Source organism: Embleya sp. NPDC056575, assembly GCF_042793325.1.
In the GTDB taxonomy this organism is placed as follows: domain Bacteria; phylum Actinomycetota; class Actinomycetes; order Streptomycetales; family Streptomycetaceae; genus Embleya.
In genome coordinates this window covers 1-24,823 of record NZ_JBHTVA010000022.1, presented here as the reverse complement: position 1 = coordinate 24,823, position 24,823 = coordinate 1, and the positions used below count along the sequence as shown (strand labels likewise).

The 24,823-nt window shown below is 71.7% G+C and carries 30 protein-coding genes; 14 read left to right on the top strand and 16 right to left on the bottom strand.

Going from position 1 to position 24,823, the window contains the following annotated elements; all coding sequences use genetic code 11:
- Positions 1–288: 288 nt before the first annotated feature.
- The 7 genes from ACFRCG_RS19055 to ACFRCG_RS19025 all read right to left on the bottom strand — a co-directional run bounded on the left by ACFRCG_RS19055 (position 289) and on the right by ACFRCG_RS19025 (position 7,797).
- A complete protein-coding gene (locus ACFRCG_RS19055) occupies positions 289–459 on the bottom strand; it encodes a DUF5670 family protein (RefSeq protein WP_078973839.1) in 171 nt (56 codons plus the stop codon).
- Positions 460–586: 127 nt separating this feature from the next.
- Positions 587–925 (bottom strand): ArsR/SmtB family transcription factor, encoded by a 339-nt coding sequence (locus tag ACFRCG_RS19050; protein WP_380032905.1) that lies wholly within the window; start codon positions 923–925, stop codon positions 587–589.
- A gap of 213 nt (positions 926–1,138) precedes the next feature.
- Positions 1,139–2,074, bottom strand: a complete 936-nt coding sequence (nrfD, locus tag ACFRCG_RS19045; RefSeq protein WP_380032903.1) for an NrfD/PsrC family molybdoenzyme membrane anchor subunit — start codon at positions 2,072–2,074, stop codon at positions 1,139–1,141.
- Complete coding sequence (locus tag ACFRCG_RS19040; RefSeq protein ID WP_380032901.1) at positions 2,071–2,967, bottom strand: 4Fe-4S dicluster domain-containing protein; 897 nt, start codon at positions 2,965–2,967, stop codon at positions 2,071–2,073. Before ACFRCG_RS19040 ends, nrfD begins: the two co-directional genes overlap by 4 nt.
- Before the next feature lies 1 nt (position 2,968).
- Complete coding sequence (fdh, locus tag ACFRCG_RS19035; RefSeq protein WP_380032899.1) at positions 2,969–6,241, bottom strand: formate dehydrogenase; 3,273 nt, start codon at positions 6,239–6,241, stop codon at positions 2,969–2,971.
- Positions 6,242–6,346: 105 nt separating this feature from the next.
- A complete protein-coding gene (locus ACFRCG_RS19030) occupies positions 6,347–7,207 on the bottom strand; it encodes a Rieske 2Fe-2S domain-containing protein (protein ID WP_380032897.1) in 861 nt (286 codons plus the stop codon).
- Positions 7,208–7,347: 140 nt separating this feature from the next.
- On the bottom strand, positions 7,348–7,797 hold the full coding sequence (locus ACFRCG_RS19025) for an Hsp20/alpha crystallin family protein (RefSeq protein WP_380032895.1): 450 nt from the start codon (positions 7,795–7,797) through the stop codon (positions 7,348–7,350).
- 181 nt (positions 7,798–7,978) lie between these two features.
- Between ACFRCG_RS19025 and ACFRCG_RS19020 the strand changes: the two genes are divergently transcribed.
- A complete protein-coding gene (locus ACFRCG_RS19020) occupies positions 7,979–8,650 on the top strand; it encodes a type III effector protein (RefSeq protein WP_380032894.1) in 672 nt (223 codons plus the stop codon).
- Between the two features lie 30 nt (positions 8,651–8,680).
- On the opposite strand, the gene ACFRCG_RS19015 is transcribed toward ACFRCG_RS19020, so the two are convergent.
- Positions 8,681–9,520, bottom strand: a complete 840-nt coding sequence (locus tag ACFRCG_RS19015) for an SDR family oxidoreductase (protein ID WP_380032892.1) — start codon at positions 9,518–9,520, stop codon at positions 8,681–8,683.
- Positions 9,521–9,719: 199 nt separating this feature from the next.
- Here ACFRCG_RS19015 and ACFRCG_RS19010 point away from each other — a divergent pair, with 199 nt between their 5' ends.
- Positions 9,720–9,968 (top strand): hypothetical protein, encoded by a 249-nt coding sequence (locus ACFRCG_RS19010; protein ID WP_380032890.1) that lies wholly within the window; start codon positions 9,720–9,722, stop codon positions 9,966–9,968.
- A 161-nt stretch (positions 9,969–10,129) separates the two neighbouring features.
- Here ACFRCG_RS19010 and ACFRCG_RS19005 read toward each other — a convergent pair whose 3' ends face one another.
- The 3 genes from ACFRCG_RS19005 to ACFRCG_RS18995 form a co-directional block, all read right to left on the bottom strand.
- The gene (locus ACFRCG_RS19005) at positions 10,130–10,948 is read right to left on the bottom strand and encodes an alpha/beta fold hydrolase (protein WP_380032888.1); all 819 of its coding nucleotides are present in this window, start codon (positions 10,946–10,948) and stop codon (positions 10,130–10,132) included.
- 108 nt (positions 10,949–11,056) lie between these two features.
- The gene (locus ACFRCG_RS19000) at positions 11,057–11,566 is read right to left on the bottom strand and encodes a flavin reductase family protein (protein WP_380032886.1); all 510 of its coding nucleotides are present in this window, start codon (positions 11,564–11,566) and stop codon (positions 11,057–11,059) included.
- Between the two features lie 16 nt (positions 11,567–11,582).
- Entirely contained in the window at positions 11,583–12,230 is a 648-nt protein-coding gene (locus tag ACFRCG_RS18995) for a methyltransferase domain-containing protein (protein WP_380032884.1), read from the bottom strand.
- A 99-nt stretch (positions 12,231–12,329) separates the two neighbouring features.
- Between ACFRCG_RS18995 and ACFRCG_RS18990 the strand changes: the two genes are divergently transcribed.
- Complete coding sequence (locus ACFRCG_RS18990; RefSeq protein WP_380032882.1) at positions 12,330–13,295, top strand: LLM class F420-dependent oxidoreductase; 966 nt, start codon at positions 12,330–12,332, stop codon at positions 13,293–13,295.
- Between the two features lie 189 nt (positions 13,296–13,484).
- A complete protein-coding gene (locus ACFRCG_RS18985) occupies positions 13,485–14,603 on the top strand; it encodes a glutamate--cysteine ligase (RefSeq protein ID WP_380032880.1) in 1,119 nt (372 codons plus the stop codon).
- Between the two features lie 40 nt (positions 14,604–14,643).
- On the opposite strand, the gene ACFRCG_RS18980 is transcribed toward ACFRCG_RS18985, so the two are convergent.
- Positions 14,644–15,051, bottom strand: coding sequence for an STAS domain-containing protein (locus ACFRCG_RS18980; protein WP_380032879.1), 408 nt, complete (start codon positions 15,049–15,051; stop codon positions 14,644–14,646).
- Positions 15,052–15,233: 182 nt separating this feature from the next.
- Between ACFRCG_RS18980 and ACFRCG_RS18975 the strand changes: the two genes are divergently transcribed.
- From ACFRCG_RS18975 to ACFRCG_RS18955, 5 genes are all read left to right on the top strand, one after another.
- Positions 15,234–15,683, top strand: coding sequence for a MarR family transcriptional regulator (locus tag ACFRCG_RS18975; RefSeq protein ID WP_380032877.1), 450 nt, complete (start codon positions 15,234–15,236; stop codon positions 15,681–15,683).
- A 127-nt stretch (positions 15,684–15,810) separates the two neighbouring features.
- The gene (locus ACFRCG_RS18970; RefSeq protein WP_380032875.1) at positions 15,811–16,176 is read left to right on the top strand and encodes a hypothetical protein; all 366 of its coding nucleotides are present in this window, start codon (positions 15,811–15,813) and stop codon (positions 16,174–16,176) included.
- Between the two features lie 113 nt (positions 16,177–16,289).
- Positions 16,290–16,625, top strand: a complete 336-nt coding sequence (locus ACFRCG_RS18965) for an STAS domain-containing protein (protein ID WP_380033024.1) — start codon at positions 16,290–16,292, stop codon at positions 16,623–16,625.
- Positions 16,622–17,551 (top strand): anti-sigma factor RsbA family regulatory protein, encoded by a 930-nt coding sequence (locus ACFRCG_RS18960; RefSeq protein ID WP_380032874.1) that lies wholly within the window; start codon positions 16,622–16,624, stop codon positions 17,549–17,551. Before ACFRCG_RS18965 ends, ACFRCG_RS18960 begins: the two co-directional genes overlap by 4 nt.
- Positions 17,552–17,659: 108 nt before the next feature.
- Positions 17,660–18,532, top strand: coding sequence for an RNA polymerase sigma factor SigF (locus ACFRCG_RS18955; RefSeq protein ID WP_380032872.1), 873 nt, complete (start codon positions 17,660–17,662; stop codon positions 18,530–18,532).
- Between the two features lie 135 nt (positions 18,533–18,667).
- Here the strand turns inward: ACFRCG_RS18955 and ACFRCG_RS18950 are convergent, their stop codons facing one another.
- From ACFRCG_RS18950 to ACFRCG_RS18940, 3 genes are all read right to left on the bottom strand, one after another.
- Positions 18,668–18,913, bottom strand: coding sequence for a hypothetical protein (locus ACFRCG_RS18950; RefSeq protein WP_380032870.1), 246 nt, complete (start codon positions 18,911–18,913; stop codon positions 18,668–18,670).
- A 63-nt stretch (positions 18,914–18,976) separates the two neighbouring features.
- Positions 18,977–19,783, bottom strand: coding sequence for a restriction endonuclease (locus ACFRCG_RS18945; RefSeq protein WP_380032868.1), 807 nt, complete (start codon positions 19,781–19,783; stop codon positions 18,977–18,979).
- 196 nt (positions 19,784–19,979) lie between these two features.
- Positions 19,980–20,840: a LysR family transcriptional regulator gene (locus tag ACFRCG_RS18940; RefSeq protein ID WP_380032866.1), complete on the bottom strand. Its 861-nt coding sequence runs from the start codon at positions 20,838–20,840 to the stop codon at positions 19,980–19,982.
- Between the two features lie 93 nt (positions 20,841–20,933).
- Here ACFRCG_RS18940 and ACFRCG_RS18935 point away from each other — a divergent pair, with 93 nt between their 5' ends.
- Complete coding sequence (locus tag ACFRCG_RS18935) at positions 20,934–21,818, top strand: aldo/keto reductase family oxidoreductase (RefSeq protein ID WP_380032865.1); 885 nt, start codon at positions 20,934–20,936, stop codon at positions 21,816–21,818.
- A 78-nt stretch (positions 21,819–21,896) separates the two neighbouring features.
- Positions 21,897–22,685: an aminotransferase class IV gene (locus ACFRCG_RS18930; RefSeq protein ID WP_380032864.1), complete on the top strand. Its 789-nt coding sequence runs from the start codon at positions 21,897–21,899 to the stop codon at positions 22,683–22,685.
- 19 nt (positions 22,686–22,704) lie between these two features.
- Here the strand turns inward: ACFRCG_RS18930 and ACFRCG_RS18925 are convergent, their stop codons facing one another.
- Positions 22,705–23,310: a hypothetical protein gene (locus ACFRCG_RS18925; RefSeq protein ID WP_380032862.1), complete on the bottom strand. Its 606-nt coding sequence runs from the start codon at positions 23,308–23,310 to the stop codon at positions 22,705–22,707.
- 192 nt (positions 23,311–23,502) lie between these two features.
- Here ACFRCG_RS18925 and ACFRCG_RS18920 point away from each other — a divergent pair, with 192 nt between their 5' ends.
- From ACFRCG_RS18920 to ACFRCG_RS18910, 3 genes are read left to right on the top strand one after another with little or no spacing between them, the layout of a single operon-like run.
- Entirely contained in the window at positions 23,503–23,967 is a 465-nt protein-coding gene (locus ACFRCG_RS18920; RefSeq protein ID WP_380032860.1) for an SRPBCC domain-containing protein, read from the top strand.
- The gene (locus ACFRCG_RS18915) at positions 23,964–24,323 is read left to right on the top strand and encodes an ArsR/SmtB family transcription factor (RefSeq protein ID WP_380032858.1); all 360 of its coding nucleotides are present in this window, start codon (positions 23,964–23,966) and stop codon (positions 24,321–24,323) included. Before ACFRCG_RS18920 ends, ACFRCG_RS18915 begins: the two co-directional genes overlap by 4 nt.
- Before the next feature lie 14 nt (positions 24,324–24,337).
- On the top strand, positions 24,338–24,781 hold the full coding sequence (locus ACFRCG_RS18910; RefSeq protein WP_380032856.1) for an SRPBCC domain-containing protein: 444 nt from the start codon (positions 24,338–24,340) through the stop codon (positions 24,779–24,781).
- Positions 24,782–24,823 lie beyond the last annotated feature (42 nt).

The following is a 24,823-nucleotide window of genomic DNA, read 5'->3' as shown; positions in this document are numbered from 1 at the left end:
GCGAGGCCGGACACGCGGGCCGCCCGCGTCGTGCCCGGGTGCGTCCGGGCGGCTCGGTATCGCGTCGGGACGGTCGGGTGGCGAGACGCGGTCGATTCCCGGCGGTTTTCCCGGCGGCCCCGGCTTGTTTTCGCCATTGCCCGGCCGCAGGAATTCAACCGTCGGAGCGGAGCGATCTCCTCGGGAATTCCGGCGCCGCGTGACATGCGAAAAAGGGCGGGGCGCGGCCGGACTCGATAAATCGAGTCGAGCCCCGCCCCGCCCCGCCTTTGGGTGGCGGTCTACGGTCTACCAGCGATACCAGCGCCCCCGCCTGCCGCCGGTGCCCGCCGAGCGGAAAACGAAGCCGAGGGCCCAGACGACCAGGACGATCACGGCTATCCACCACAGGGCTTTCAGCGCGAAACCTGCGCCGAAAAGGATCAGCGCGAGAAGCAGGACTACCAAAAGGGGAATCATTGTTTTTACCTCCGACCCACGTCTGCCCCGCCCGCCGAAGCGCATTCCCAGGAATTCCCTTGTTTTGCCCGCCCGTTTCCGGAAAGACTCCGCCGATGCCCATGTGCGCGGGGTCGGCCCGCGTCGGTCAGTCGGCCGGGTCGGATTCGGGGGTGGCGCCTTCGGCGAGGATCAGGGACAGAAGGCCGGGGAAACGTCGGTCGATGTCCTCGCGGCGCAGTTGCGCCTTGCGGCTGTTGCCGCGGTCGACCTGTCGGATCAGGCCGGCCTCGCGCAGGATCCGGAAGTGGTGGGTGAGGGTGGATTTGCCGACGGGCAGCACGAAGGACGTGCAGGTGCGTTCGGTGGTGTCCGGGTCGTGCACGAGGACCTTGACGATCCGCAGCCGCATGGGGTCGTCGAGAGCGGCCAGCACCTGGGCGAGGGTGACGTTCTCGGTCTCGGGGTGGAACAGCTCTCCCGGCATGGCCCTCGTCTCCTCGTGCGGTTCGTTGGGCGGCGCCGCGGCCCGTCGCTCATGGTAAGGGCTGGATCGTACCTCCCTACGGTCCCGTCGCGGCGAGGGCGCGGCCACCGTCCGGGTCGGTGGTGACGGTCGCGGGCATCGGGTCGGTCGCGTCGTCCGCCGCCGGATTCGGCAGCCGCTCGGGACGACCGCCGGCCCGAGGACGCCAATCCCTCACCGTCGGGCGGCGCGGCGTTCGTGTTGGGGGATCACCGTGTACTTCGGGTCCTGCGCCGAGGCCATGCCGGCGGCGAACACGCCGAAGCGGGTGCATACCGAGCCCGCGAGCAGGGCGGTGCCGGCCACGGCGGCGGTGACGCGGCGGGTGGTGGGCCGGCCGCGGATCACCCCGGACAGGGCCGCGGCCACGGCGCCGGTGACGGTGAGGGCTTCGGCGGCGCGGGTCAACCGGCCGGCCCTGCCGGCGCGGTAGGTCTCGGCGACGATGCCCATGCCGGCGCGCATGCGGCGGGCGGCGAGCAGGTCGAGGAGCGCGCCGCCGATCGCGATGCGGCGGGCGGGAGCGGCCTCGTGGGGCGAGACCGTGAGCAGGGCCAGGCCGGATGCCGCGCCGGCGGCCGATCCGGCGAAGAGGAAGGGGAGTTCGCGATGACCCTCGTGCCAGGCCGGTACGGCCGTGTCGGCGAACAGGACCGCGGTGTAGGTGGCCACGGCCGGACCGAGCAGGGCGGCGACCGTCGTCGCGGCCCGTCCGAGTCCGGGCAGCCGGCCGCTCACGTCGGTGGTCGCCGCGACGCCCGCGGCCGGTCCGTACGCCGCCAGCAACCACGAGCCCATGTTCATCGGCGAGGTCGGCTTGAACACGCGCAGCATGTTGACGAAGCGCCCCGGCCGACCCAGGTCGTGCACGAGCGCGACGACGGACAGCGAAATCCCGCCCAGCGCGGCCACCTTGCCGGTCCGCGCCAGGGCCGGCCGCCCGGTCGCCTCCGCGCCCGCCGCGAGCAGCGAGGACACGCCCGCCAGGCCGCCCAGGAACACGTAGCCGGCGATGTCGGTCGCCGCCCACACCGGCGCCTTGATGATCGGCCGCCCGTAATACGACGTGGTCTCGACCTTCGGCACCATCCGCGCCTCGCCGCGCGTCATCGCCGTCCTCCCCGCGACCCGAAGGCGAGCGCGACCCCGGCCGCCAACGTGAGCGCCGCCGCACCCGCGTGCCGCCACATCGACGGCAGATCACGCGTGGTGACCACCGGATCCGGCGGCAGACCGTAGACCTCGGGCTCGTCGAGGAGCAGGAAGAACGCCCCGTCGCCGCCCACACCGTCCTCGGGATCGTGCCCGTACAACCGGGCCTCCGGAACACCGTCGGCATGCAGGTCCCGTACCCGCGTCTCGGCCGCCGCGCGCAACTCGTCCAGCGGGCCGAAGCGGATCGACTCGGTCGGACACGCCTTCGCACACGCGGGCTCCGCCCCCACGCCCAGCCGGTCGTAGCACATCGTGCACTTGAACACCCGCCCGTCCTCGGGCCGTTGGTCGATCACCCCGTACGGGCAGGCGGGCACGCAGTAGCCGCAACCGTTGCAGATGTCCTGCTGCACCACGACCGTGCCGAACTCGGTGCGAAACAGCGCGCCGGTCGGGCAGACGTCCAGGCACGCGGCGTGCGTACAGTGCTTGCACACGTCGGAGGACATCAACCAGCGCATCGAGTCCCCCGAGCCCGAGTCCGCGTCCACACCCCCGGCCGCCCCGATCGCTCCCGTCGCCACCGGTCGTTCCTGCTCGATGAACGCGACGTGGCGCCACCTGTTCGCGCCCAGCCCCTCGCTGTTGTCGTAGGACATCCCGGTGAGCGCGAGACCGTCCTGCGGCACGGCGTTCCACTCCTTGCACGCCACCTCGCACGCCTTGCACCCGATGCACACCGACGTGTCGGTGAAAAAACCCATCCTCGGCGGGTGTTCGTCCCCCCACCCGGCCTCGCCCGCCGGGTCGCCCGGTCCGCGTCCGATCCCGCCGATGAACTGCGCCATGTCAGACCTCCGTCCCGGTCTGCTCGGTGATCCCGGCCCGGCGCCGGTAGTCGGCGACGAACCGCGACAACTCCGGCCCGCGTGGGCGTCGACCCGGTCGGATGTCCGCGCTCATCGCCTTGACCTCCTGGATGTGCACGTTGGGATCGAGCGTGATCGACGCCAGTTCGTTGGCCGCGTCGCCGCGACTCATCCCGTTGGGACCCCAATGGAACGGCAGCCCGATCTGGTGCAGCGTGCGCCCGTCCACGGTCAGCGGACGCATGCGGCGCGTGACCATCACCCGGGCCTCGATGGCGGTGCGCGCGGTCACGATCGTCGCCCACCCCATGTGGTCGAGTCCGCGTTCGGCCGCCAGTTCGGGGGAGACCTCGCAGAAGAACTCCGGTTGCAGCTCGGCCAGATACGGCACCCAGCGGCTCATCCCGCCGGCGGTGAAGTGCTCGGTGAGCCGGTGCGTGGTCACCACGTACGGGAACACCTCGCTGCCCGGCTCGTCTCCGCTGGGATGGGAGCGGTTGTGCCGCCGGCTGAACACCTGGCGGACCGGGTTGCGCGAATGCTCCGGGTGCAGCGGACTGGTGAACGGCGAGTCCTGCGGCTCGTAGTGCGTGGGCAGCGGTCCGTCCACCAACCCGCCCGGCGCGTACAACCAGCCCTTGCCGTCCGACTGCATGATGAACGGATCGTTTCCCGCCAACGCCTCGACGCCGCGCGCCCCTTCGGGAGGGCGATAGTCGGGGGCCCTGTCCGGCGGGAAGTCCGGGACGTCGGGCCCGGTCCATCTCCCCGCGTCCGCGTCCCACCGCAGCAGCGCCTTGCGCTCGCTCCACGGCCGGCCCTCCGGGTCGGCGGAGGCGCGGTTGTACAGGATGCGCCGATTCGCCGGCCACGCCCAGGCCCACTCGGCCGCGAGCCAGTCCTGCTCGGTGTGCGGCCGGCGCCGCGCGGCCTGGTTGACGCCGTCCGCGTACACGCCGCAGTAGATCCAACACCCGCACGAGGTGGACCCGTCGTCGGCCAACTCGGTGTAGGCGGACAGGTGTTCGCCGTTCGGCCCGAAACCGTTGATCTCCGCGAGCACCGCCTCCGCGCTCGGGTCGTCGTAGCGTCCCTCGGTCGGGTAGTCCCAGGTCAGATCGAGCAGCGCGCGGTCCATCGGGTCGACGGAGCCGGCGAGTTCGGCCCGGATCAGCCGGCCCAGGTGATACGTGAACCACAGGTCGCTGCGCGCGTCGCCGCGCGGCTCGACCGCCTGGTGGTGCCACTGCAACCAGCGGTTGGTATTGGTGAACGAGCCGGACTTCTCCGTGTGCGCCGCGGCCGGGAAGAAGAACACCTCGGTGCCGATCTCCTCGGTGCGCAACTCGCCCGTCTCGATCTCCGGGCCGTCCTTCCACCACGTGGCCGACTCGATCAGCGAGAAGTCGCGCACCACGAGCCAGTCCAGTTCGGCCATGCGCGCGTTCGCCGAACCCACCGCCGGGTTCTCGCCCATCAGGAAGAAGCCCTTGCAGATCCCGTCCAGTTGCGCCATCACCGTGTCGTATGTGCTGTGCGATCCGGTCAGGCGCGGCACGTGCCCGAAGCAGAAGTCGTTGTCGGCGGTCGCCGCGTCGCCGTAATACGCCTTGAGCAGGCTCACCGTGTACTTGCGCATGTCGGCCCAGTAGCCCTTGTCGGCCACCATGGTCGCGATGTAGGCGTCCAGATCCTCGTCGGCGTGCGCGTGCGGCATCGGCAGGTAGCCGGGCAGCAGATCGAACAGGGTCGGGATGTCGCTGGATCCCTGGATGCTCGCATGCCCGCGCAGGGCCTGGATGCCGCCGCCGGGCCGACCCACATTGCCCAGCAAGAGCTGCAGGATCGACGCGGTGCGGATGTACTGCGCGCCCACCGAGTGCTGCGTCCAGCCCACCGCGTAGACGAAGGCCGACGTGCGCTCCCGCCCGGAGTTCTCGGTCAGCGCACGACACACCGCCGCGAACGCCTCCCGCGACACACCGCAGGTGCGTTCGACGAACTCCGGGGTGTAGCGCGCGAAATGGCGCTTCAGGATCTGGTACACGCAGCGCGGATGGGTCAGCGTCTCGTCGCGCGGCGCGTCCGCGTGCATTTGCGCGCCGCCCGAACCGTGCGACTCGCTGCGACCGGCCGCCGCGAGCGACTCCCGTTCCTCGGCCACCCGTTCGTCGTGGCGCGCGTCGCGGTCGCCCACGGCCGGCTCGACCGAACCGCCCTCGTAGGCCCACGACTTCTGGTCGTAGTGCCGACGCTCGGCGTCGAGGCCGGAGAACACGCCGCCCAGGTCCTCGGTGTCCCGGAAGTCCTCGCCCACCAGCGTCGCGGCGTTGGTGTACGCGAGCACGAACTCCCGGAAATCCCTGCCCTCGGTGAGCACATGATTGATCACGCCGCCCAGGAACGCGATGTCGGAGCCCGCGCGGATCGGTACGTGCAGGTCGGCGAGCGCGCTGGTGCGGGTGAAGCGGGGATCGATGTGGATCACCGTCGCGCCGCGCTTCCTGGCCTCCATCACCCACTGGAAACCCACCGGATGCGCCTCGGCGTAGTTGGAGCCCTGGATCACGATGCAGTCGGAGTGCTGGAGGTCCTGCATGAACATCGTCGCGCCGCCGCGACCGAAGGTGGTCCCCAGACCCGCGACCGTCGAGCTGTGACAGACCCGGGCCTGGTTCTCCACCTGCACCACGCCCAGGCCCGTGAACAGCTTCTTGATCAGGTAGTTCTCCTCGTTGTCCAGCGTCGCCCCGCCCAGACTGGCGATGCCGAGCGTGCGGGCGACGCGCATGTCGTCGTGCTCCCACTGCCAGGTCTCGCGTCGGGTGCGCACGACCCGTTCGGCGACCATGCGCATCGCGGTGTCCAGGTCGAGTTCGCCCCAGTCGCTCGCGTACGGCGCCCGGTACAGGACCCGGTCGCGGCGGGCCGAACCCGTGGTCAGCTGAAGCGTGGCCGAACCCTTGGGGCACAACCGGCCCCGGCTGATCGGCGAGTCCGGGTCACCCTCGACCTGGACCACCCGTTCGTCCTTGACGTAGACCTGCTGTCCGCAGCCCACCGCGCAGTACGGGCACACCGAACGCACCACCCGATCGGCGTCGGCGATCCGCGGCCGCAGCTCGGCGGTCGCGGCCGAACGCGCCGCCGCGCCGCGGCCGAGCCGATCGGCTCCGACCACCTGGCGCCGCACCGGCCAGTCGCGCCACCACGTACGTGGGTCCACGTCAGCTCCTCGCCGGATCCGGGCCATCGACGCGAGACGACTACCCGGGGTGAGGGCGGGCATGCGCTGCGGCTGGGCCGAATGGGGCCGGGGCCGGCGCCTGGGCCTGGGCCGGGGCCGGAGAGCGCGGGGTCAGCCGGCGCCGGGGAGGCGTACGCGCAGTTCGTCCCCGTCCACACGCGTCTCGAAGACCGGTTGCGGGGCCGTCGCCGGGCCGTGCACGACCTCCCCGGTGCACAAGTCGAAGACGCTGTCGTGCCAGGGGCAGGTCACCCGGCCGTCGCGGACCTCGCCCTCGGACAGGGGACCGGAAAGGTGCGCGCAACGATCGGCCAGAACGTCGATCCGATCCGTGCCGCGCACCACCAACACCGGCGTCTCGCCGACGAATCGGCGCACCGGCTTGCCGAGCGGCAGCGCGGACAACAGGCCGATCGAGTGCCACCGCGATCCGTCGCCCACCACGTGGGGCACCTGCTCCGCGTGATTGACGCCGGTGGCCTGCCGGTAGGCCAGATGCCCGCCGAGCAGGCCGCCGGCGCCCACGGCGGTCAGCCCGGCCAGGGCCAACAGACGCCCGCGGAACGGCCGTCCGCGCAGGCGGGCCCATAGGGACGCTGCGTAGAGCCCGACGGCGGCCGAGTTGGCGGCGGCGTGGACCAAGCCCACCCGCTGCTGCTGCTCGTGGGTCTGCGCCCAGTCGATCGCCCCGGCCGCGGCGGCGGGCAGCGCGGCGCCCAGACCGACGGTGATCAGGACACCCGACGCGGGGCCGGTGCGCGGCACGAAGTCCAGCACCGAGGCGGAGATCCAGGCGCCGATGGGCACCTGTACCAGCAGCGGGTGCACGGGGTGTCCGATGGGGACCCCGTGTGCGATGTCCCGAACCCTGCCCTCGGGCACCCGCCCGACGATGCCGCGCAGCAGGGAGGCGGGCCGATCGAGGCCCCGGGCCTGCTCCAGTCGGGTCGTGATCGCCGTTGTCATTCTCATGTTCGCCCGCTGCCCCGGGATCGCCACACCATGTCCGGCAGGCGGATGAACGGCGGGCGGGGCGAGGACGGGTGCCCACTGTCGAGAACCCCGATCCTCGCGCCCGCCGGCCCGAGGCCGCTGTGCGTGCGCCGCCCGGCTCAGGCCGTGATGACCCTGTGGTCGGCGCCGCCGCCGATCGAGATCTTGCGCGGCTTGGCGCGCTCGGCGATCGGGATCCGCAGGGTCAGCACGCCGCTTTCGTAGTCGGCGCGGATGCGCTCGGTGTCGAGCGTGTCGGCGAGGACGATCTGCCGGGAGAAGACGCCGACGGGTCGCTCCGACAACTCCATCTGTACGTCCCTGCCCTTGTCGCCGTCGTTGCCCCTGGCGATCGGTTCGCGCCGGGCCTTGACGGTGAGCATGTTGCGTTCGACGTCGATGTCGATCGCCTCGGGGGTGACACCGGGCAGATCGAAGACGACCACGTACTCCTCGCCGTCACGGTAGGCGTCCATGGCCATCGCCGTCGGCCGGGAAGGGGTCCCGGGCACGAGAAGCTGCTGCGCGAGCCGGTCGAGCTCGCGGAAGGGGTCGGTACGCATCAACATCGCGAAAACACCTCCGAAAGTTTCGGTCGGAAGCGCCCTGACGGGCTGCCTGGAACTGTTGTAGCATGTCGTCGAAGCGATGACAAATAAAGACGTCATCCAAAGAGTGACGGATGATCGGGTCGTCGGACAGATGACCATGTGGAGGTCATCCGAGTGATGACGAACCGAGAGGAGTCCGATGGATACGACCGACCCTCGGCACGAATCGACCGCTTCCGCCGCCGACGCTGCCCACCGGGTGGGGCCGGCCTCCTTTTTCGCCGCCGCGGCGGCCCTGGAGGTCATCGACGAGGCCGTCCGCGGCGCGCAGGAGCACCGGGGCAAGCACTCCGGGGCGGACGCGGACCCTCGTCGGGCGCTGGCCTCGCTCCTGCTGTTGCGCGAGATTCGCGAACGACTCGCCGGGTGGGAGACCGGATTGATCGAAACGGCCCGGGACGCCGGGGCCAGTTGGGCCGACCTGGCCGGGCCGCTGGGTGTGGCCAGCAGACAGGCGGCCGAGCGCCGCTATCTGCGCCTGCGTCCGGGGCCGGTCGGCAGTACCGGCGAGCAACGTGTCACCGCCACCCGCGAACGCCGGGCCGCCGACCGCGCCGCCACCGCCCGTGCCCGCGACAATGCCGCCGACCTGCGCCGCCTCGCCGGGCAGATCACCGCCCTCACCGACCTCCCGCCCGGTTCCCGGGCCCTCGTGGCCAGGCTCGATCGGGCGCTCGGGGCGGACGACCCCGCCGCGCTGCTGGACCCCCTCGGCGCGGCCCGCCCGCATCTGGCCGCGGCCCATCCGGATCTGGCCACCCGGATCGACGCCCTCGTGAACCCGGCGGGCGAGGGTCCGGCCGGGTTCTGAGGGCCGTGTCGATCGTGGGATGGGAGCGGATCAGGCGAAGTCGGCGACGTGGTCGGCTGCCCAGCGGGCGTAGGTGCGGGGTGTGGTGCCCGTCAGGCGGGACAGGGTGGAGGTGATCTCGGGTCGGGCGTCGACGGTCTCCCGCATCAGGTCGAACAGGGCGTGGACGAAATCGGCGTCCATGAACGTGGCCATCCCTTCGCGCACCGCCGCGGCGTCGGCCTCCTCGAAGACGAGCCGTCGCCCGAGCGCCTCCCCGAGCAGCCGCACCTGGTCGGCCTGGGTCAGCGCCTCGGGGCCGGTCAACAGGTAGGTGCGGCCCGCGTGTCCCTCGTCGGTGAGGACCCGGACGGCGGCGTCGGCGACATCGCGCTCGTGTACCGGCGCGGTGGTCGCGCCCGCGTAGGGGGCCCGCACCACGTCGCCGTCGGCCAACTGCATGGCGAACGCCAGCGAGTTGATCGCCGGGAAGAACAGCCGCAGGAACGTGTGCGCGATCCCCGTCGCGGCCACGGCCTGCTCGACCCGGGCGTGGTACGCGGCGATGACGTCGGGTTGGACCGTCGCGCCGTCGACGACCGCGCCCGAGGACAGGAACACGATGCGTTGCACCCCGGCCGCGCCGGCGGCGTCGAGCAACGCGTCCGGGGCCGTTCCGTACGGCAGCGTCAGGAACAGCGCGGTCACCCCGTCCAACGCCTCGGTGAGCGTGGCGGGATCGGTGAAGTCGCCGCGGACCACCTCTGCCTCCGCCGGCAGCCCGGCCCGCTCGGGGTCGCGACTCAGGGCGCGCACCGGGACCTTCGCCGCGGCCAGCGCCTCGACGGTCTGCCGGCCGAAGTGTCCCGTGGCTCCGGTGACCAGGATCATCGTCGTTCCCCTTTCGTGACGGGCGGGGACCTCGTTGGGGTCCTCGTCCCGCTCGACAACGACGGTAGGACGCTATTGGGAACATTACGTTCCGCATTGTGCCGCTCGCCGCTCGCGGGCCGGCCGGACTCCGGGGATGAAGCGCGCGCCGACGGGGCACACGACGCCGGTATCGATGGCCGAACGAAGGGAACACGACATGAGGCCCAGGAGGAGAGCCGCGCTGTTCGCCGCGGCGGCGGCGTTGATCGCGGCCCCCGGCGTCGCGGCGGTCCAGGCGGCGGCCGCGGCCGTGCCCGGTCCCGGCTGGCACCACGTGCAGGACTTCGCGCCCGAAGACCTCGGCGGATGCCACACGAGGGGGCAGTGGTATCTGGAGAACGGGGCGAACAGGTACGAGTGCCGGCCCGCCGGCGTATGGCAGTTGTGGGTGCTCACCGACGGGTGACGCGAACCCACGCGCCCGTGCTCCCGGGACATCCGCGGTGTCCCGGGAGCACGCACCGCGGTGTGAGCCGGCTCGGCGGGGCCTCGACACGTATCAGCGAAGGCTCGTAGCCGGCGGCACGCCGACGCCGAGCCGGGGTGCGCGCCGGCCCCCGCGAGGGGTCAAAGGACCTCCCGCAGGCGGGTGGTGAACCCGGCGGGGTCGTCGACGAAGCCGGTGTGGTCGCCGGGGAAGAGCACGGGTTCGCCACCGAGGGCGCCGGCGAGGGCTCGGGAGGTGCGGTCGCAGAGTTGCCCGGTGGAGGCCTCGCCGATGCCGACGATGATCCGCGTGGTCGCCGTACGCAGTGCCGCGAGGTCCGGGCTCCAGTGCGTGGTGGGCCGCAACTCGTGCGCGAACCAGCGGAGTTCGTCGGCCTCCTCGCGCGGGCCGCGTTCCGCGCCGAACATCGTCTCGATCACGCCGTCGGGCAGCACGATGCCGGCCTGGGTCAGGAACTTGGTCCAGGCGCCGGTGACGTCGCCGCGCAGGCGGGTGGCGATGATGTCGTCCGTGCCGGCGTGGAGGTGCTCGCGGTCGTCGAGGAGTTCGACGAGCGGGGGTTCGTGGGCGACGACGGTGTGCACACGGTCGGGGTGGGCCCCGGCCAGGGCCAGGGCGGTGACGGCTCCGCCGCTGGAGCCCAGGACGGCGGCCGGGCCGAGGTCGAGCCGGCCGATGAGGTGGGCCAGGTCGGTGGCGCGCAGTTCCGGGGTGGAGTCCTGTTCGGGGTCGTCGAGGGGGCTGCGGTTGATGCCCCTGGGGTCGGTGGTGAGCACGGTGTGGTCGGCGGCCAGCAGGTCGGCCAGTGGCGCGAAGGAGGCGGCGTCCATCGGGGCGCCGACGAGCGCGATCAGCGGGCCGGTGCCGCGTACCTCGTAGTGCAGGCGCGCGCCGGGCACGTCGAGGGTTCCGGTGGTGACGGAAACGCTCGTGGTCATGGGGTCCTCCTCGGACGGCGAGGCGGTCGTTCCGCCTCCTCACCATGACGACGAACGGGAATGGGCCCGATCGACACGGGCGTCGAGAATTCTTGTGCCGCGGGGTCTTCAGGCGGGGTGGCCCGGGTGCAGGTCGCGCACGGCGGAGAACATCAGCGGGGCGTGGTGCCCGCGCGGGGGTCCGGCGTCGTCGCTGCCGGCGTCGGGTTCGATGGGGGCGAGGACGAATCCGGTGTGGTCGCCGAGCCGATCCAGGCGATGCAGGACCGTGCCGACGATGCGTACCGGGCAGTCCGTCAACAGCGGCACCCCGGCCGGACCGGGTTCCCAGGCGCACTGGGCGAACTTGTCGACGCGGTCCCCGGTGCGCTCCCCGAACAGCGCGGCCTGCGCGTGCTGCCGCTCTCCCAGTGCGTGGACGGCCAGTACCGGCGAGGCGAGCGCGATCTTGTGGGTGTGGTTGACGGCGGATACGCACACCAGGAATCGCGCCGGCGCCATGCCGCACTGCGACGCGAACCCCACCAGGCATCCGGATCGTTCGCCGGTGACGGGATGGACCGCCGTCACGACGAACATGGGGTAGTCCAGCGTGTCCGCGAATCGTTCGAACAACACCGGGACTCCTCCTGGTCTAGGGACGGCGGGCCAGCAGGTGGGTGTCGAGGAAGCCCCGCTCGGTGGCGGGGTCGTGGAGCAGCCGGGCGAACGGGACGAGCCCGGCCTCGGTCAGCAGTTCGGCGAAGCGGTCCGCCGGCCAGCTGTAGGCGGGCGCCACCTTGTGGTCGAAGCGGATCGGCTCCGGCCCTTCGGTCCCGAAGCACGAGACCAGGAGCAGTCCGCCCGGCGCCAGCACCCGCACCTGCTCGGCGAGCAGCGCGGGCAGTTCGTCGGGCGGGGTGTGGATCATCGAGTAGTGGGCCAGTATCCCGCCGAGCGCGGCGTCCTCGACCGGCAGCGCCTCCATCCGAGCCTCGTCGAAGCGCAACGTCGGATGTGCCCGCCGGGCGTGCTCGACCATGGCCGGGGAGAGGTCGAGCCCGAAGGCGTCCAGCCCCAGTTCGTGCAGCATGGCCGTCAGATGTCCCGGCCCGCACCCGACGTCGGCCGCCCGTGGGTTGCCCGTCCCGCGCACCAACTCGGCGAAGGTGGCGATCATGTTCCGCGAGAACGGATGTGTCTCCAACCGATCGGCGAACAGCGACGCGTACAGCTCGACGACGCCGTCATAGGCCGCCCTGGTCTGGTCCCGGTGCTCCGTCACGGGAAGGCAAGCTAGCATCCGCGCGCGCCGCTCCGGGCGAGTGGACACGGCGAGGCGGCCGGCCGCCGGCGTTACTTGCCCGGTTTTCGGTCGCTCTCCCCGGGCACCGGCCCTCCCATGGTGAAAATCGGCTACACGATGATGACCGAGCAGGCCGGCCCCAAGGATCTGGTCGAGCACGTGGTGCATGCCGAGCGGGTCGGATTCGACTTCTCGGTGACGTCGGACCACTACTTTCCGTGGCTCGACGCCCAGGGGCACGCGCCGCACGCGTGGACCGTGCTGGGCGCCGCGGCGCGGGCCACCTCGACGATTCCGTTGATGACGTACGTGACCTGTCCGACCATGCGCTACCACCCGGCGATCGTGGCGCAGCAGGCCGCCACGCTCCAGCTGTTGTCGGACGGGCGGTTCCGGCTCGGACTGGGCTCCGGCGAGAACCTCAACGAGCATGTGGTGGGCGGCGGTTGGCCCGCCGTGGACGTGCGGCAGGAGATGTTGGCCGAGGCCGTGGAGATCATCCGCGCGTTGTTCGCGGGCGGCTACGTCGATCACCACGGCACACACTACGACGTGGAGTCCGCGAAGTTGTGGGACCTGCCCGAGTGGCCGCCGCCGATCGGGATCGCGGTGTCCGGCGAGCAGAGTTGTGCGCTCGCCGGACGGTCGGCCGACCTGGTCATCGCGACCGAGCCGGACGCGGAGCTACTGGCCGGGTTCGACCGGCACGGCGGTGCGGGAAAGCCGCGGGTGGGGCAACTTCCGGTGTGCTGGGACCCCGATCGGGACGTGGCGATCCGGCGCGCGCACGAGCAGTTCCGCTGGTTCGGCGGGGGGTGGAAGGTCAACTCGGAACTGCCGGGTACGGCGGGCTTCGAGGGCGCGACGCGGTTCGTGCGGCCGGAGGACGTGGCCGAGGCGATCCCGTGCGGAGACGACGTGGACACGTTCGTGGAGGCGGTACGCCCCTTCGTCGAGGCCGGGTTCACCGAGGTCGCCCTCATCCAGGTCGGCGGCGATACGCAGCACGAGTTCCTGGACTGGGCCCGCGACAGGCTGCTCCCGGCGCTGCGCGAACTGTGAACCGCGCTTCGGTGGTTTCGGCCCGGAGTGGAATCGAGATCGCAGGGAAGCAGTCGATCGCGACGCCGACCTCCGGGGTCGCGTGAGCAACCGCCCGGTGAATCGAGTCGCCCGGGGAGCGCGCCCCCCGCGTCCCCCGGGCGACTCGTTCGGACGGGGTCGCGAAGCCAGAAGGCGAGGAGCTGCCCGGTGATCACTCTCGGCGTCGAGGAGGAATACCTCCTGGTCGACCACGACAGCGGTCTGCCCGTCCCGCGTTCGCCGGCCGTGCGCGCGGCCGTGGGGTTGCAGGCCGCGCTGGACGACGACGAGGTGCAGCCGGAACTGCTTCAGGTACAGGTCGAGGTCGCCACGCCCGTGTGCGAGACGCTCGACGAGATCGGCGGCCACCTGCTGCGCCTGCGCCACGCGGTGGCCGAGGCCGCGGAGCAGTGCGGATGCCGGCTCGCCGCGGTCGGCACCGCGCCCTTCGCGCCGGACGAGCCGATGCCCGTCACCGACAAGGAGCGCTACCGGTCCCTGCACGTCGACGCGGCGCGCCTGGTGGACGAGGCGTTGATGAACGGGATGCACGTACACGTGGCCATACCCGATCGCGGGGCCGGCGTCGCCGTGCTCAACCGGATCCGCCCCTGGTTGTCGGTGCTGCTCGCGATGTCGGCGAACTCGCCGCTGTGGCACGGGGACGACACCGGATTCGCCAGTTGGCGCACGCTGGTTTTCGGACGCTGGCCGCTCACCGGTACGCCACCCCGGTTTCGGGACGCGAACGACTACGATCGGCGGCTGGACGGGCTCACCCGAGCCGGAGCGCTGGCCGACCGGGGCCGGGTGTACTGGTCGGCGCGGTTGTCGGAGCGGTTCCCCACCGTCGAGGTGCGGGCCATGGACGTGCAGTTGCGCGCCGACGACGCGGTGATGCTCGCGGGACTCGTGCGCGCGCTGGTGGCCACGGCGCTGCGCGAGGAGGCGGAGGGCCGCCCGGAACTGGCCCTCGCGCCCGAACTCCTGGACGCGGCCGTCTGGCAGGCGGCCCGCCACGGCCTGTCCGGCACCCTGATCGCCCCCGACGACGGCCGCCCGCGACCGGCCCCCGAGGTCGTCGCCGCGCTGCTCGCGTACGTCGGACCGGAATTGGATCGGGCGGGCGACACTCGGCGGGTGAACTCCCTGGCCGGGCGGCTCCTGCGCGAGGGTACCGGCGCGGAACTGCAGCGCCGAGCACTTGCGGCGGCGGGGCGTTCGGGCCTGACGCGCATGATCACCGCACATACGGTCGGCCTGTCCCCCGACGAGCCGCACGCGTGAGACCCCCCGGCCCGTCGCCGCGGCATCGGGTCGTGACCGGTCATGGTCGGACGGGCATGGCGAGGGGGGCGAACAGGTGTGCCATGTTCGTGATGGCCAGGATGCGCCGCAGCCGGTCGCCGGGCGCGAGGGCGAGTTCGACCCGGCCGGCGGTGGCCTTGGTCCGCGCGTGCGACAGGACGTGGAGCGCGGTGCTGTCGCAGAAGGTCACCCCACGCATGTCCACGTCGACGCGGCATGCCCCGTGATCCAGCGCGGTGTCGAGGGCGGAGCGCAGCAGCGGCGCGGTGTCGATGTCGATTTCCCCGCTGACGCGCAGGAGCAGGCGGTCGCCGTACGGCATGACCCGTACGCGCAGGTGCGTGGCCGTTTCCCGATGGCGACGGCCGGGGCGACGCGCCGTCGCGGCCGGCGCAGGGCGGCGGTTGCGGGGTCGGCGTGAAGACATGGATGTTCCCTCACACGTCTGACAGGTGGGGACGGGTCGCAAGCGCGAAACGGAGGCGATGGGGACCGAGCCGGGTCGATCCTTCTCGTCAAGGATCCGACGCGACCCAACATGCGTCAAGTTATTCAGGAACTCCATTTCAGGTATCGTGTTGCCGGAATGAACGACCTTACGATGGGCCCATGAGTGATGCGGACGCGTCCCGACCGTCGTGGACGTTCTTCACCAGCCACGCCCGGGTGCTCTCGGCGATCGCCAGGGATCCCGAGGCGAGGGTGCGCGACATCGCGGCCGTGTGCCTGCTGACCGAGCGCGCCGTCCAGGGCATCCTGGCGGACCTGGAGGCCGGCGGCTACCTGACCCGGCAGCGCAACGGACGGCGTAATACGTACCGGGTCGTGCCCGGAACGGAGGTGCGGCATCCGGCGGATCGGGGCCGGGCCGTCGCCGACGCGCTCGACCTGCCGGTGGAGCCATTCCCCGGCGGTTCCGGTACGTCCGCCTCCTCCGGCGGCCCCGATGGCTCCGGCGCGCCCGGGGATCGTGATTCGCCCGGCGACCGTGGCGTAAACGACGATCGTGAAGCGCCGGGGCGGGCGGACGAGGGGCCCTTCGAACACGAGGCGCGTTGACGATCGCCGGCGGACGCGACTCGGCGTCCGGCGTCGCGGTACGCCTGAAACGCGCGGCAGCGGGCATGCGCACGGTTCGAGCGATTCGGATTCGACCGGGAATGTGCTGCCGAAGGGACTGCGTGAGATGAGCGATCCGCTTGCCCTGCCGTTCGTCGACGAGGCCGAGGACGGCGAACTCGACCCGAACCAGGCCCCCTTGGGCGCGACGGTGCGAGTGCCGGCGTACGCCGGGATGGCCGCCGGCGATGTCGTCACGGTGCGCTGGGAGGGTTCCGACGGGGCCGTGTTCGAGGAGTCCGCGCCCGTCCCGGGCAAGGGCGTCGGACATCCGGTGGTCTTCCGGATCCCCGCCTGCGAGCTGCTGCCCCACATCGGCTCCCGGATTCGGTTGAGCTACGACGTCGACGGCGCCGCCTCCGCACTGCGGCGCACCTCCGACGTCGTGGTCGTGCGGGTCGACCTCCGGGAACGGTTGTTCCCCACGGCTTGATGTTCACGGTTTCGGCGTGGTTCGGCGGGGTTCGCGCCGCCGGGCGGAGTCCGGTGGAGGCTCGGAGGCACGCGCTAGGATCCGCCGGGAAGGGCGGTGGGGCTTTCGTGGCGATGGTCTATGCGGACGGGGTGCTCCGCGTCGAGCGGGTCGGGCCGCCCTCGGTGGTGCGGTTGGCGGGGGAGGTCGACGCGGACAACTGTGCGCACGTACGTTCCGCGTTGGACGCCCAGCGGGCCGGTTGCGCGGGGGATGTGTGTGTGGACGCGGCGTTCCTGGAGTTCATCGACGTGGCGGGGGTGCGGACCCTGGTGGAGACGGCGGGGCGCATGCCTTCGGGCCTGTCGGTGGTCGTACGCTCGGCCTCGGCGCAGTTGTGCGACCTGGTGACCCTCGCGGGCTGGGACGGGGCGCCCGGGCTGGTGCTGGAGAAGGCGGTGCGGCGATGACCGTTCCCGTACCGGACGTGTTCCGTCACAACGCCCTTCTGTATGCCGGTCTCGACGACTTCGTCGACCGCACGGCCACGTTCGTCCGCGCGGGTCTCGAAGCGGACGAGGCCGTCGCCGTCGCGGTGATCGAGCCCCGCGCCGGTGCCCTGCGCAAGGAACTGGCCGCCGACGCCGAACACGTCTCCTGGATCGACATGGAACGTGTGGGCCGCAACCCCGCACGGATCATCCCCGCCTGGCGCCAATGGACCCACGACCAGGGCACCCGGGCGTTCCGCGGGATCGGCGAACCCATCTGGGCGGGCCGCTCCGAGGACGAACTCGTCGAATGCCGCCACCACGAATCCCTGCTCAACCTCGCGTTCGACGGCGTGCCGTGGCAACTCATGTGTCCGTACGACGTCACCACCCTCGACCCCTCGGTCATCGACGCCGTCCGGCACTCCCACCCCCGAGTCCTGGACGCCGGAGCCGAACACCGGCACGCCCACCCCGGTCCGGACCACTACGCCGCGACACTGACCGGACCACCGCTTCCGGACGCGCCCGAGCACGCCGAACACCTCGCCTTCGCCGCCGGGGATCTCGCGCGCGTGCGCGCCTTCGTCCGCGGTCGACTGGGCGAGGCTCCTCGGGCGTATGTCGGACACGCCCTGTTGGTCGTCACCGAGATCGCCGGCAACAGCATCATCCACGGCGGCGGACACGGCGAGGTCGGCCTGTGGAACGAGGGCACGACGCTGGTCTGCGAGATCCGCGACGCGGGCAGGGTCGACGACCCGCTGGCCGGACGGCACATCCCGCACCCGGACGTCGAGGGCGGGCGCGGCCTGTGGATCGCCAACCAACTCTGCGACCTCGTCCAGATCCGCTCCACCGACTCCGGCACGACCGTGCGACTGCGCCTGAACCACGAGCGGTAGCGGGCGCGCAGCGGCGCGGGGTGTGGCCTACGACTCATTCGAATGGGTGTACTGGTCAACGATCCGGGTAGGGGGCCCGTGCCGATTCGACGACCCCAAGGAGCCGAGATGACCTTGTCCACGGTGAGTGTGTCGACCTCCGCCGACTCCGCGAGCGCCACGCCGGACGGTGGGGCGGTCGGCGGTCTCCCGCGGATCGAGGACCCGACGGCGGTGGGGGCGGTCGACGCGCGCGCGATGTCGAAGGTGTTGTTCGCGCGGCTGAGGGCGCTGGAGGAGGGCACGCACGAGTACCAGTACGTGCGCAACACCCTGGTCGAGCTGAACCTGCCGCTGGTGCGCTACGTCGCCGGCCGGTTCCGCTCGCGTCCCGAGACCACCGAGGAGATGGTCCAGACCGGGACCATCGGGCTGATCAAGGCCATCGACCGGTTCGATCCCGCACGCGGGGTCGAGTTCCCCACGTTCGCGATCCCGACCATCTCCGGCGAGATCAAGCGCTTCTTCCGCGACACCTCGTGGTCGGTCCACGTGCCGCGCCGTCTCCAGGAACTGCGCCTGGAGCTGGCCCGGGCCCGCGAGGCGTTCACGACCGAACACGACCGGGAGCCCACCTCCGCCGAACTCGCGGAACGGGTGGGCGTGAGCGTGGCGGAGGTCGACGAGGGCCTGATCGCCTCCGCCGCCTACTCCACCGTGTCCCTCGACGCCCCCGCCCCCGACGACGAGGGGTCCACGCCGGCCCTGGCCGGCCGGGCGGCGTTCGTGGAGCCCGGCTATGCGATGACGGAGAACCTGGTCGCCCTCAAGCCGCTGATCGCCGCGCTCGGCCCGCGCGATCGGGAGATCCTGACCCTGCGCTTCGGCGAGGAGTTGACCCAGTCCGAGATCGGCGAGCGCCTCGGCATCTCCCAGATGCACGTCTCCCGGCTGATCAGCCGGACCGTCGCGACCCTGCGCGCCCAGCTCCTGGCCGACTGAACCGCGGGGCGCCGGCGCGTGTGTTCAAACTCCCGCCGAGATCCACGACGCCCGGCACCGCACCTCGCCGCCCCGGAGACGCGCCGGCCGGGGGACGGGTGCTTTCGCCGTCCACCCGGCGCTGCCCGGCGCGGGCTACGCGTCGGCGATCCGGGCGCTCCAGCCGTCCTCCAGCTCGGCCCCGTCCACGGTGATGGCCTCGACCGTCCTGCCGGCCGGATCGATGTCGGCCTGCACGCCGTCGCCCGCGTAGCGCGGATGGCCGGTGGCGCCCTCCTCGCCGGTGGGCCGGACCGTCGCCGACCGCACGGCCGGCCCGCGCGCCGCCGGCGGCATGTCCTGCGTGTTGTACGGATAGATCAGCACCTCGAAGGTCTCCATCCCGCGCGTGTACCCCAAAACGGTGCGGCCCACGAACGCGGTGGTCGACAAATCCGGGACGGGTCACTCGGGTAGCGGGGCCACGGCCTCGGACCGGGACCCGGGGTACGGGAGGGTCGCCGTGGCGGGTTCGGGTTCCGCCGGCGGGTTCGCCGCCATGCCGAGCAGGGTCGGGAGGTCGGTGCCGGCCATCCAGCGGCCGAGGGCCCTGCGGTCGACGGTCACGATGTCCTGGGCTCGGGCGAGTCGGCGAGCGGGTGCGGTGAAGCGGGAGTTCGTGACGAGCATCGCGACGTCGGCGGCGTGCACGGGGCGGGCGGTACCGACGAAGCGTTGCATGTCGGGACTGCCCACGGCGCGGGTGCGGCCGAGCCGCTTGCATTGCACGACGAGACTGCGACCGTCGGGCAGCCGGGCGACGACGTCGGCCCCGAGGTCGCCGGCGCCACCGCTGACCACCACGTCGCGGCATGCGTCACGGCGGCACAACTCCGCGACGTGCTCCTCGAATCGGGGGCCCGTCATGGCGTCGACGGTGGCGAACGAGACCGCGCGTGCCCGAGGGTTCACCCGCCTGCGCGGTGCCCACCGCCGTGCCTCCGAGCGCGTCGCGGCCCGAAACAGGCCGCAGACGTACAACGCGCCCATCGCCACCACGGCGACGCCCGCCATCGCCGCGAGCAGATCCCACTGCCGCCGCACACCGCAGTACGCCGCGACGACACACACGATCGGGGCGAGCCACCAGAACACCCGGTCGTAGCGGACGAATCCATCGGTTCGTGGCGCCGCCGTCCCGGCGTGTGGTCCGGGCAGTCGCCCGCCCGACGCGGATTCGGGATCGTCGATCGTGGGACGTATCGCACTCAAAGTCCGCTCCTTGCTTCCCGCTCCCTGCCGACTCCCTGCCGAAGCCACCGGACGCGCCGGGCAACTCGCCGACGTGCCGGGGAAGTTCGGGCGCTTCAGCGGCTGCCCGCGATCATCGACTCCAACCCTCGCCGCTCCGGGGACACCCCGACACCGGCCGACCGGGGCGTATGCGCGGGAGGCCGGGGTGTGCGGGTCACAGTCGTGTGGCCGTGTGGATCAGGCCGGCGAGGGCGAGTGAGCGGCTGTGGGCAGGCCAGGCGATGTGGGTGACGACCGGGGGCGCGTCGACCAGGGGGACCGCGGTGTGCTCGGCCCACAACCAGGCGCGGGCGGAGTCGGGGAAGACGGCGACGGTGCGGCCGAGGGCGATCAGCTGGGCCAGCTGCGTCTGGTCGCGGATCTCCGGGCCCGGGCCGGGCGCGTACGTGCCGTGCCGGGGCCAGCGGGCGAGCGGGAGGTCGGGGATGTCGCCGACGTCGGCCAGGGACAACGTCGCGCGCGCGGCGAGGGGGTGTCCGGCGGGCAGGATGGCGATCTGCCCCTCGGTCATCAGCTCCTCGCTGTCGAACCCGGCCAGGGAGTTGAACGGCGCGTGCATCAGCGCCACATCGGCGCGGCCGTCGCGCAGCAGCTCCGCCTGCTCGCACAGCCCACTCGGCAACACCTCGATCTCGGCGGCGTCCGGCTCGGCCGCATAGGCGTCGAGGAGCTTGTGCAGCAGCTCGTGGGACGCGCCGGCCTTCACCGCCAGCACCAGGCGATGGTGTGGACCGCCCCCGTCGGCGCCACCGGCGCGACGCGTGCGGCGCACGGCGGCGGTGGTCGCGTCGAGGGCGGCGCGGCCCTCGTGCAGCAACATCTCGCCGGCTCCGGTCAGCGCGACGCCCCGGCGGTTGCGCTGCAACAGGCGCACGCCGAGGCGCCGTTCGAGCTGCTGGATCGCCCGGGACAGCGGTGGCTGGGCCATCCCGAGGCGTTCGGCGGCGCGGCCGAAGTGCAGTTCCTCCGCGACGGCGACGAAATACCTCAGCTCGCGGGTCTCCACGGTGTCCATGGCCTCAACATACCTCGGTGATACCCACCGGGTATGACAGGGCACTGGATCGGTATTGGCCGCCCCGCCCGCCCGAGAGCGAGCATCGACGGCATGAACGAAACCACCGACACCCCCGGCCCGGCACTGCCCGGCGGCACATGGACCCTCGGCGATCTCACCGTCACCCGATTCGGCTACGGCGCCATGCAACTCGCCGGCCCCGGCGTCATGGGCCCGCCCGCCGACCACGCCGGTGCGCTCGCCGTCCTGCGCGAGGCCGCGGCCCTCGGCATCACCCACATCGACACCGCCGGCGCCTACGGACCACGCGTCACCAACCGGCTGATCCGGGAGGCGCTGCACCCCTATGCCGAATCCCTGCACATCGTGACCAAGGTCGGCGCGGTCCGCGACGAGCGGGGCGGTTGGCCCCCCGCCCGACAGCCCGAGGAACTGCGCCGCGCCGTCCACGAGAACCTCGAGGACCTCGGCCTCGACACGCTCGACGTGGTCCTTCTTCGACTCGGCGACGCCCAGGGCCCCCGCCCCGGCTCGCTCGCCGAACCCTTCGAAACCCTCGTCGAACTCCGACGAGAGGGCCTGATCCGACACCTCGGCGTCAGCAACGCGACGCCGGAACAGGTCGCCGAGGCGCGGGCGACGGCCCCGATCGTGGCCGTGCAGAACATGTACAACCTCGCCCACCGCCAAGACGACGCGCTGATCGACGAACTCGCCGACCAGGGCATCGCCTACGTACCCTTCTTCCCCCTCGGCGGCTTCACCCCGCTGCAGTCCACGACGCTGTCCACCGTGGCCGACAGACTGAACACGACTCCCACGTCGATCGCCCTCGCCTGGCTACTGCACCGCTCCCCGAACATCCTCCTCATCCCCGGCACCTCCTCGCTGCCCCACCTCCACGAGAACATCACAGGCGCGGGCCGTGCCCTCTCCACCGCGGACCTCGCCGAACTGGACAAGATCGGCCGCTGACGGTGCCGGTGGCCCGGTTCCTCCGGGGGGGGACGAGAGAGGGGGAACCGGCCCGGTGGAGTGGCTATTGTCGGGGGCATGGGTGATCTGGCGGGGGTGCGGGTCGAGGTCGACGGTCGGGCCACGACGGTGGATCGGCTGCATGCCGTCGCAGTGGGGGGCTATGGGCACTTCACCGCGATGCAGGTGCGTGGTGGGCGGGTGCGTGGGCTGGCGGATCATCTTCGGCGGCTCGACGCGGCCAATCGGGAGTTGTTCGGCAGCGCCCTGGACGGGGAACTGGTTCGGCGGTACATCGGGCATGCGCTGGCCGACGATGTCGTCGACGCGTCGGTGCGGGTGCATGTGTTCGCGGTGGACGAGGACGGGGCGTTCGCGGTGCTGGTCTCCGTGCGGCCGCCGGGGGACATGTCGGGCGCGCCACAGGCGTTGCGGTCCGTGCCGTACCTGCGTGCCGTGCCGCACATCAAGCGGGTCGGGGACTTCGGGCAGGCCCACTATCGGCGACTCGTCGCCCGCGAGGGCTTCGACGAGGCGCTTTTGACCGGTGCGGACGGGGTCGTCGCGGAGGGCGCGATCACCAACATCGTCTTCCACGACGGCGCCTCGCTGATCTGGCCAAACGCGCCGGTCCTCGAGGGCATCACCATGCAGTTGCTCGAACGGGCGCTCTCCGCGGGGCCGTTGCCCTCGCGACGCGGCCCGGTCCGGCTTTCCCAGGTGGGTTCGTTCCGGGCCGCGTTCGTGACGAACTCGCGCGGCATCGCGCCGGTCCGGCTGATCGACGACGTGCCGATCCCCGTCGACACCGCGCTGACGGCGATGCTCGGCGAACTCTACGCGTCGGTCGAGTGGGACCGGATCTGACGACCCGTCGGCGGGCGGGCTACTCCCAGACCGTGGCTTCGAACATGACCGCGCTGCGCGTGGGCACACTGGTGATGCGCAGGTAGGCGGTGTGGCCTTCGTCGGTCTGCAGGCACACGCGCATGCCCTGGGACAGTTCGCCGCTCGTGTAGGTGCCGCGCTTGGCGATCGCCTGGGCGCAGTCGTCCCGGGTCGGCTCGGGGCCGTCGGGCGGGGCGATGGCCACGACGTCGGCCGACTTGATCGGGCCGAGTGTCAGGTCCGGGAGGTTGAACCCGACGAACGCGTCGGCACCCTTGGATCCGGGTTGGCCGAAGGGCGACGAGGTGTCCAGGTCGATGTAGTGGGCGTCGGGCTTGAGGGTGATCTTCGCCGGTCCGGCGAGCACTTTCGCGGGTGCCTTGGGTGCTGACGAGGTCGCCGGGTCGGTCCCGGGTTTGGCCCCGGGCGACCCGTTGCCCCCGCCGCTCGACGCGGGGGTGCTGATCGGGGCGCTGTTGTTCGTCGACTGTGACTTGTCGTCGTCGGAATCCGACTTCGTGGCCACCTGGACCGTCACGATGATCCCCACGACCGGGATCACGATCCCGACGACCCACCAGGCCCACTTCGGCTGATCGCTCACAATACCCCCGTATATACATCGTCCGAGCGCGGCGAGCCTACCACCGGCTTTCGGCCGTGGAGCGGCCCGAACGCGCGGGTGCGAAACGGTCGACGCGACACGCGGCCCCCTCCTTGTGCAACCAATGGTTGCATCTTTGTGGGGGTGTCGGTTAAGGTGATGTGCAACCAAACGTTGCAGAAGGTGGGACACATGGAATTCGGAACGATCGAGCGGGAGATCCACATCGACGCCTCACCCGAGGTCGTCTTCGACGTGGTGAGCAGCCCCGAGCACCTGCGCGAGTGGTGGCCGGACGAGGCGGAGTTCCCGGCCGTACCCGGGGGAGAGGGGCGGATCGGCTTCGGGGACTGCGCGCAGGGCGGCGGCACCTGGATGCGGTTCACGGTCGTCGAGGCCGTGCCGCCGCGACTCTTCTCCTTCCGGTGGACCCACGAGGAGGGGGAGACGGCCGCCTCCGGCAACTCGAACCTGGTCGTCTTCGCCCTCGAACCCGCCGGGACGGGGACGCTCCTGCGGATGACCGAGAGCGGCTTCCGCGAGCGCGGCTGGGACGAGGCGAAGGTCGCCGCCGTATACGCCGAACACACCACCGGCTGGGACCACTACCTGCCTCGGCTGCCGACGTATGCCGCGAAAGTCGGAGCGGGCGCGTGAGCGTGATGGTGGACGACGACCTCTGGTCGGCGGTCGGCGACCCGATCCGGCGCCGCATGCTCGATCTGCTGCTGAACGACGGCAGCGGGACGGCGACCAGCCTGAGCGAGCACCTGCCGGTGACCCGCCAGGCGGTGGCCAAGCACCTCGTCGTGCTCGGTCGGGTCGGCCTGGTACACGCCACCACCGCCGGCCGCGAGCGGCTGTTCCACGTCGATCAGGCCCAGCTCGCCCGCGCCGTCGCCCAGCTCGCCGAGGTGGGCGCCACCTGGGACGCCCGTCTGCGGCGCATCAAGCGCATCGCCGAGACGATCCAGCGCGCCAAGGAATCGACCGACGAGACCGGAAAGCAGTAGAGAGGAACACCGACATGGCAGACATCCTTCACCGCATCGGCGTCGAGCACGCCTCGCCGGAGCGGGTGTACGAAGCACTCACCACCGTGGCCGGCCTGGCCGGCTGGTGGACCGAGAAGACATCGGGGGAGAGCGACCTCGGCGGCGTGCTCGAATTCCGGTTCGGGCCGGGCGGGTTCGACATGAAGGTCGTCGAACTCGACCCGGGACGGATCGTGCGTTGGGAGGTCGTCGACGGGCCGGAGGAGTGGGTCGGCACGCGTGTGGAGTGGAACCTCCGCCAGGAAGGCGACTTCACCATCGTGCTGTTCAGGCACGAGGGCTGGCGTGAGCCGGTCGAGTTCATGCACCACTGCAGCACGAAATGGGCCGTCTTCCTGTTGAGCCTCAAGCAACTCCTGGAGACCGGGGAGGGAACCCCCGAACCCCGCGACGTGCGGATCGGCGACTGGCACTGACCGGCCGGCGCCGACGGGGCCGCGTGCGCGGAGGATGACGAC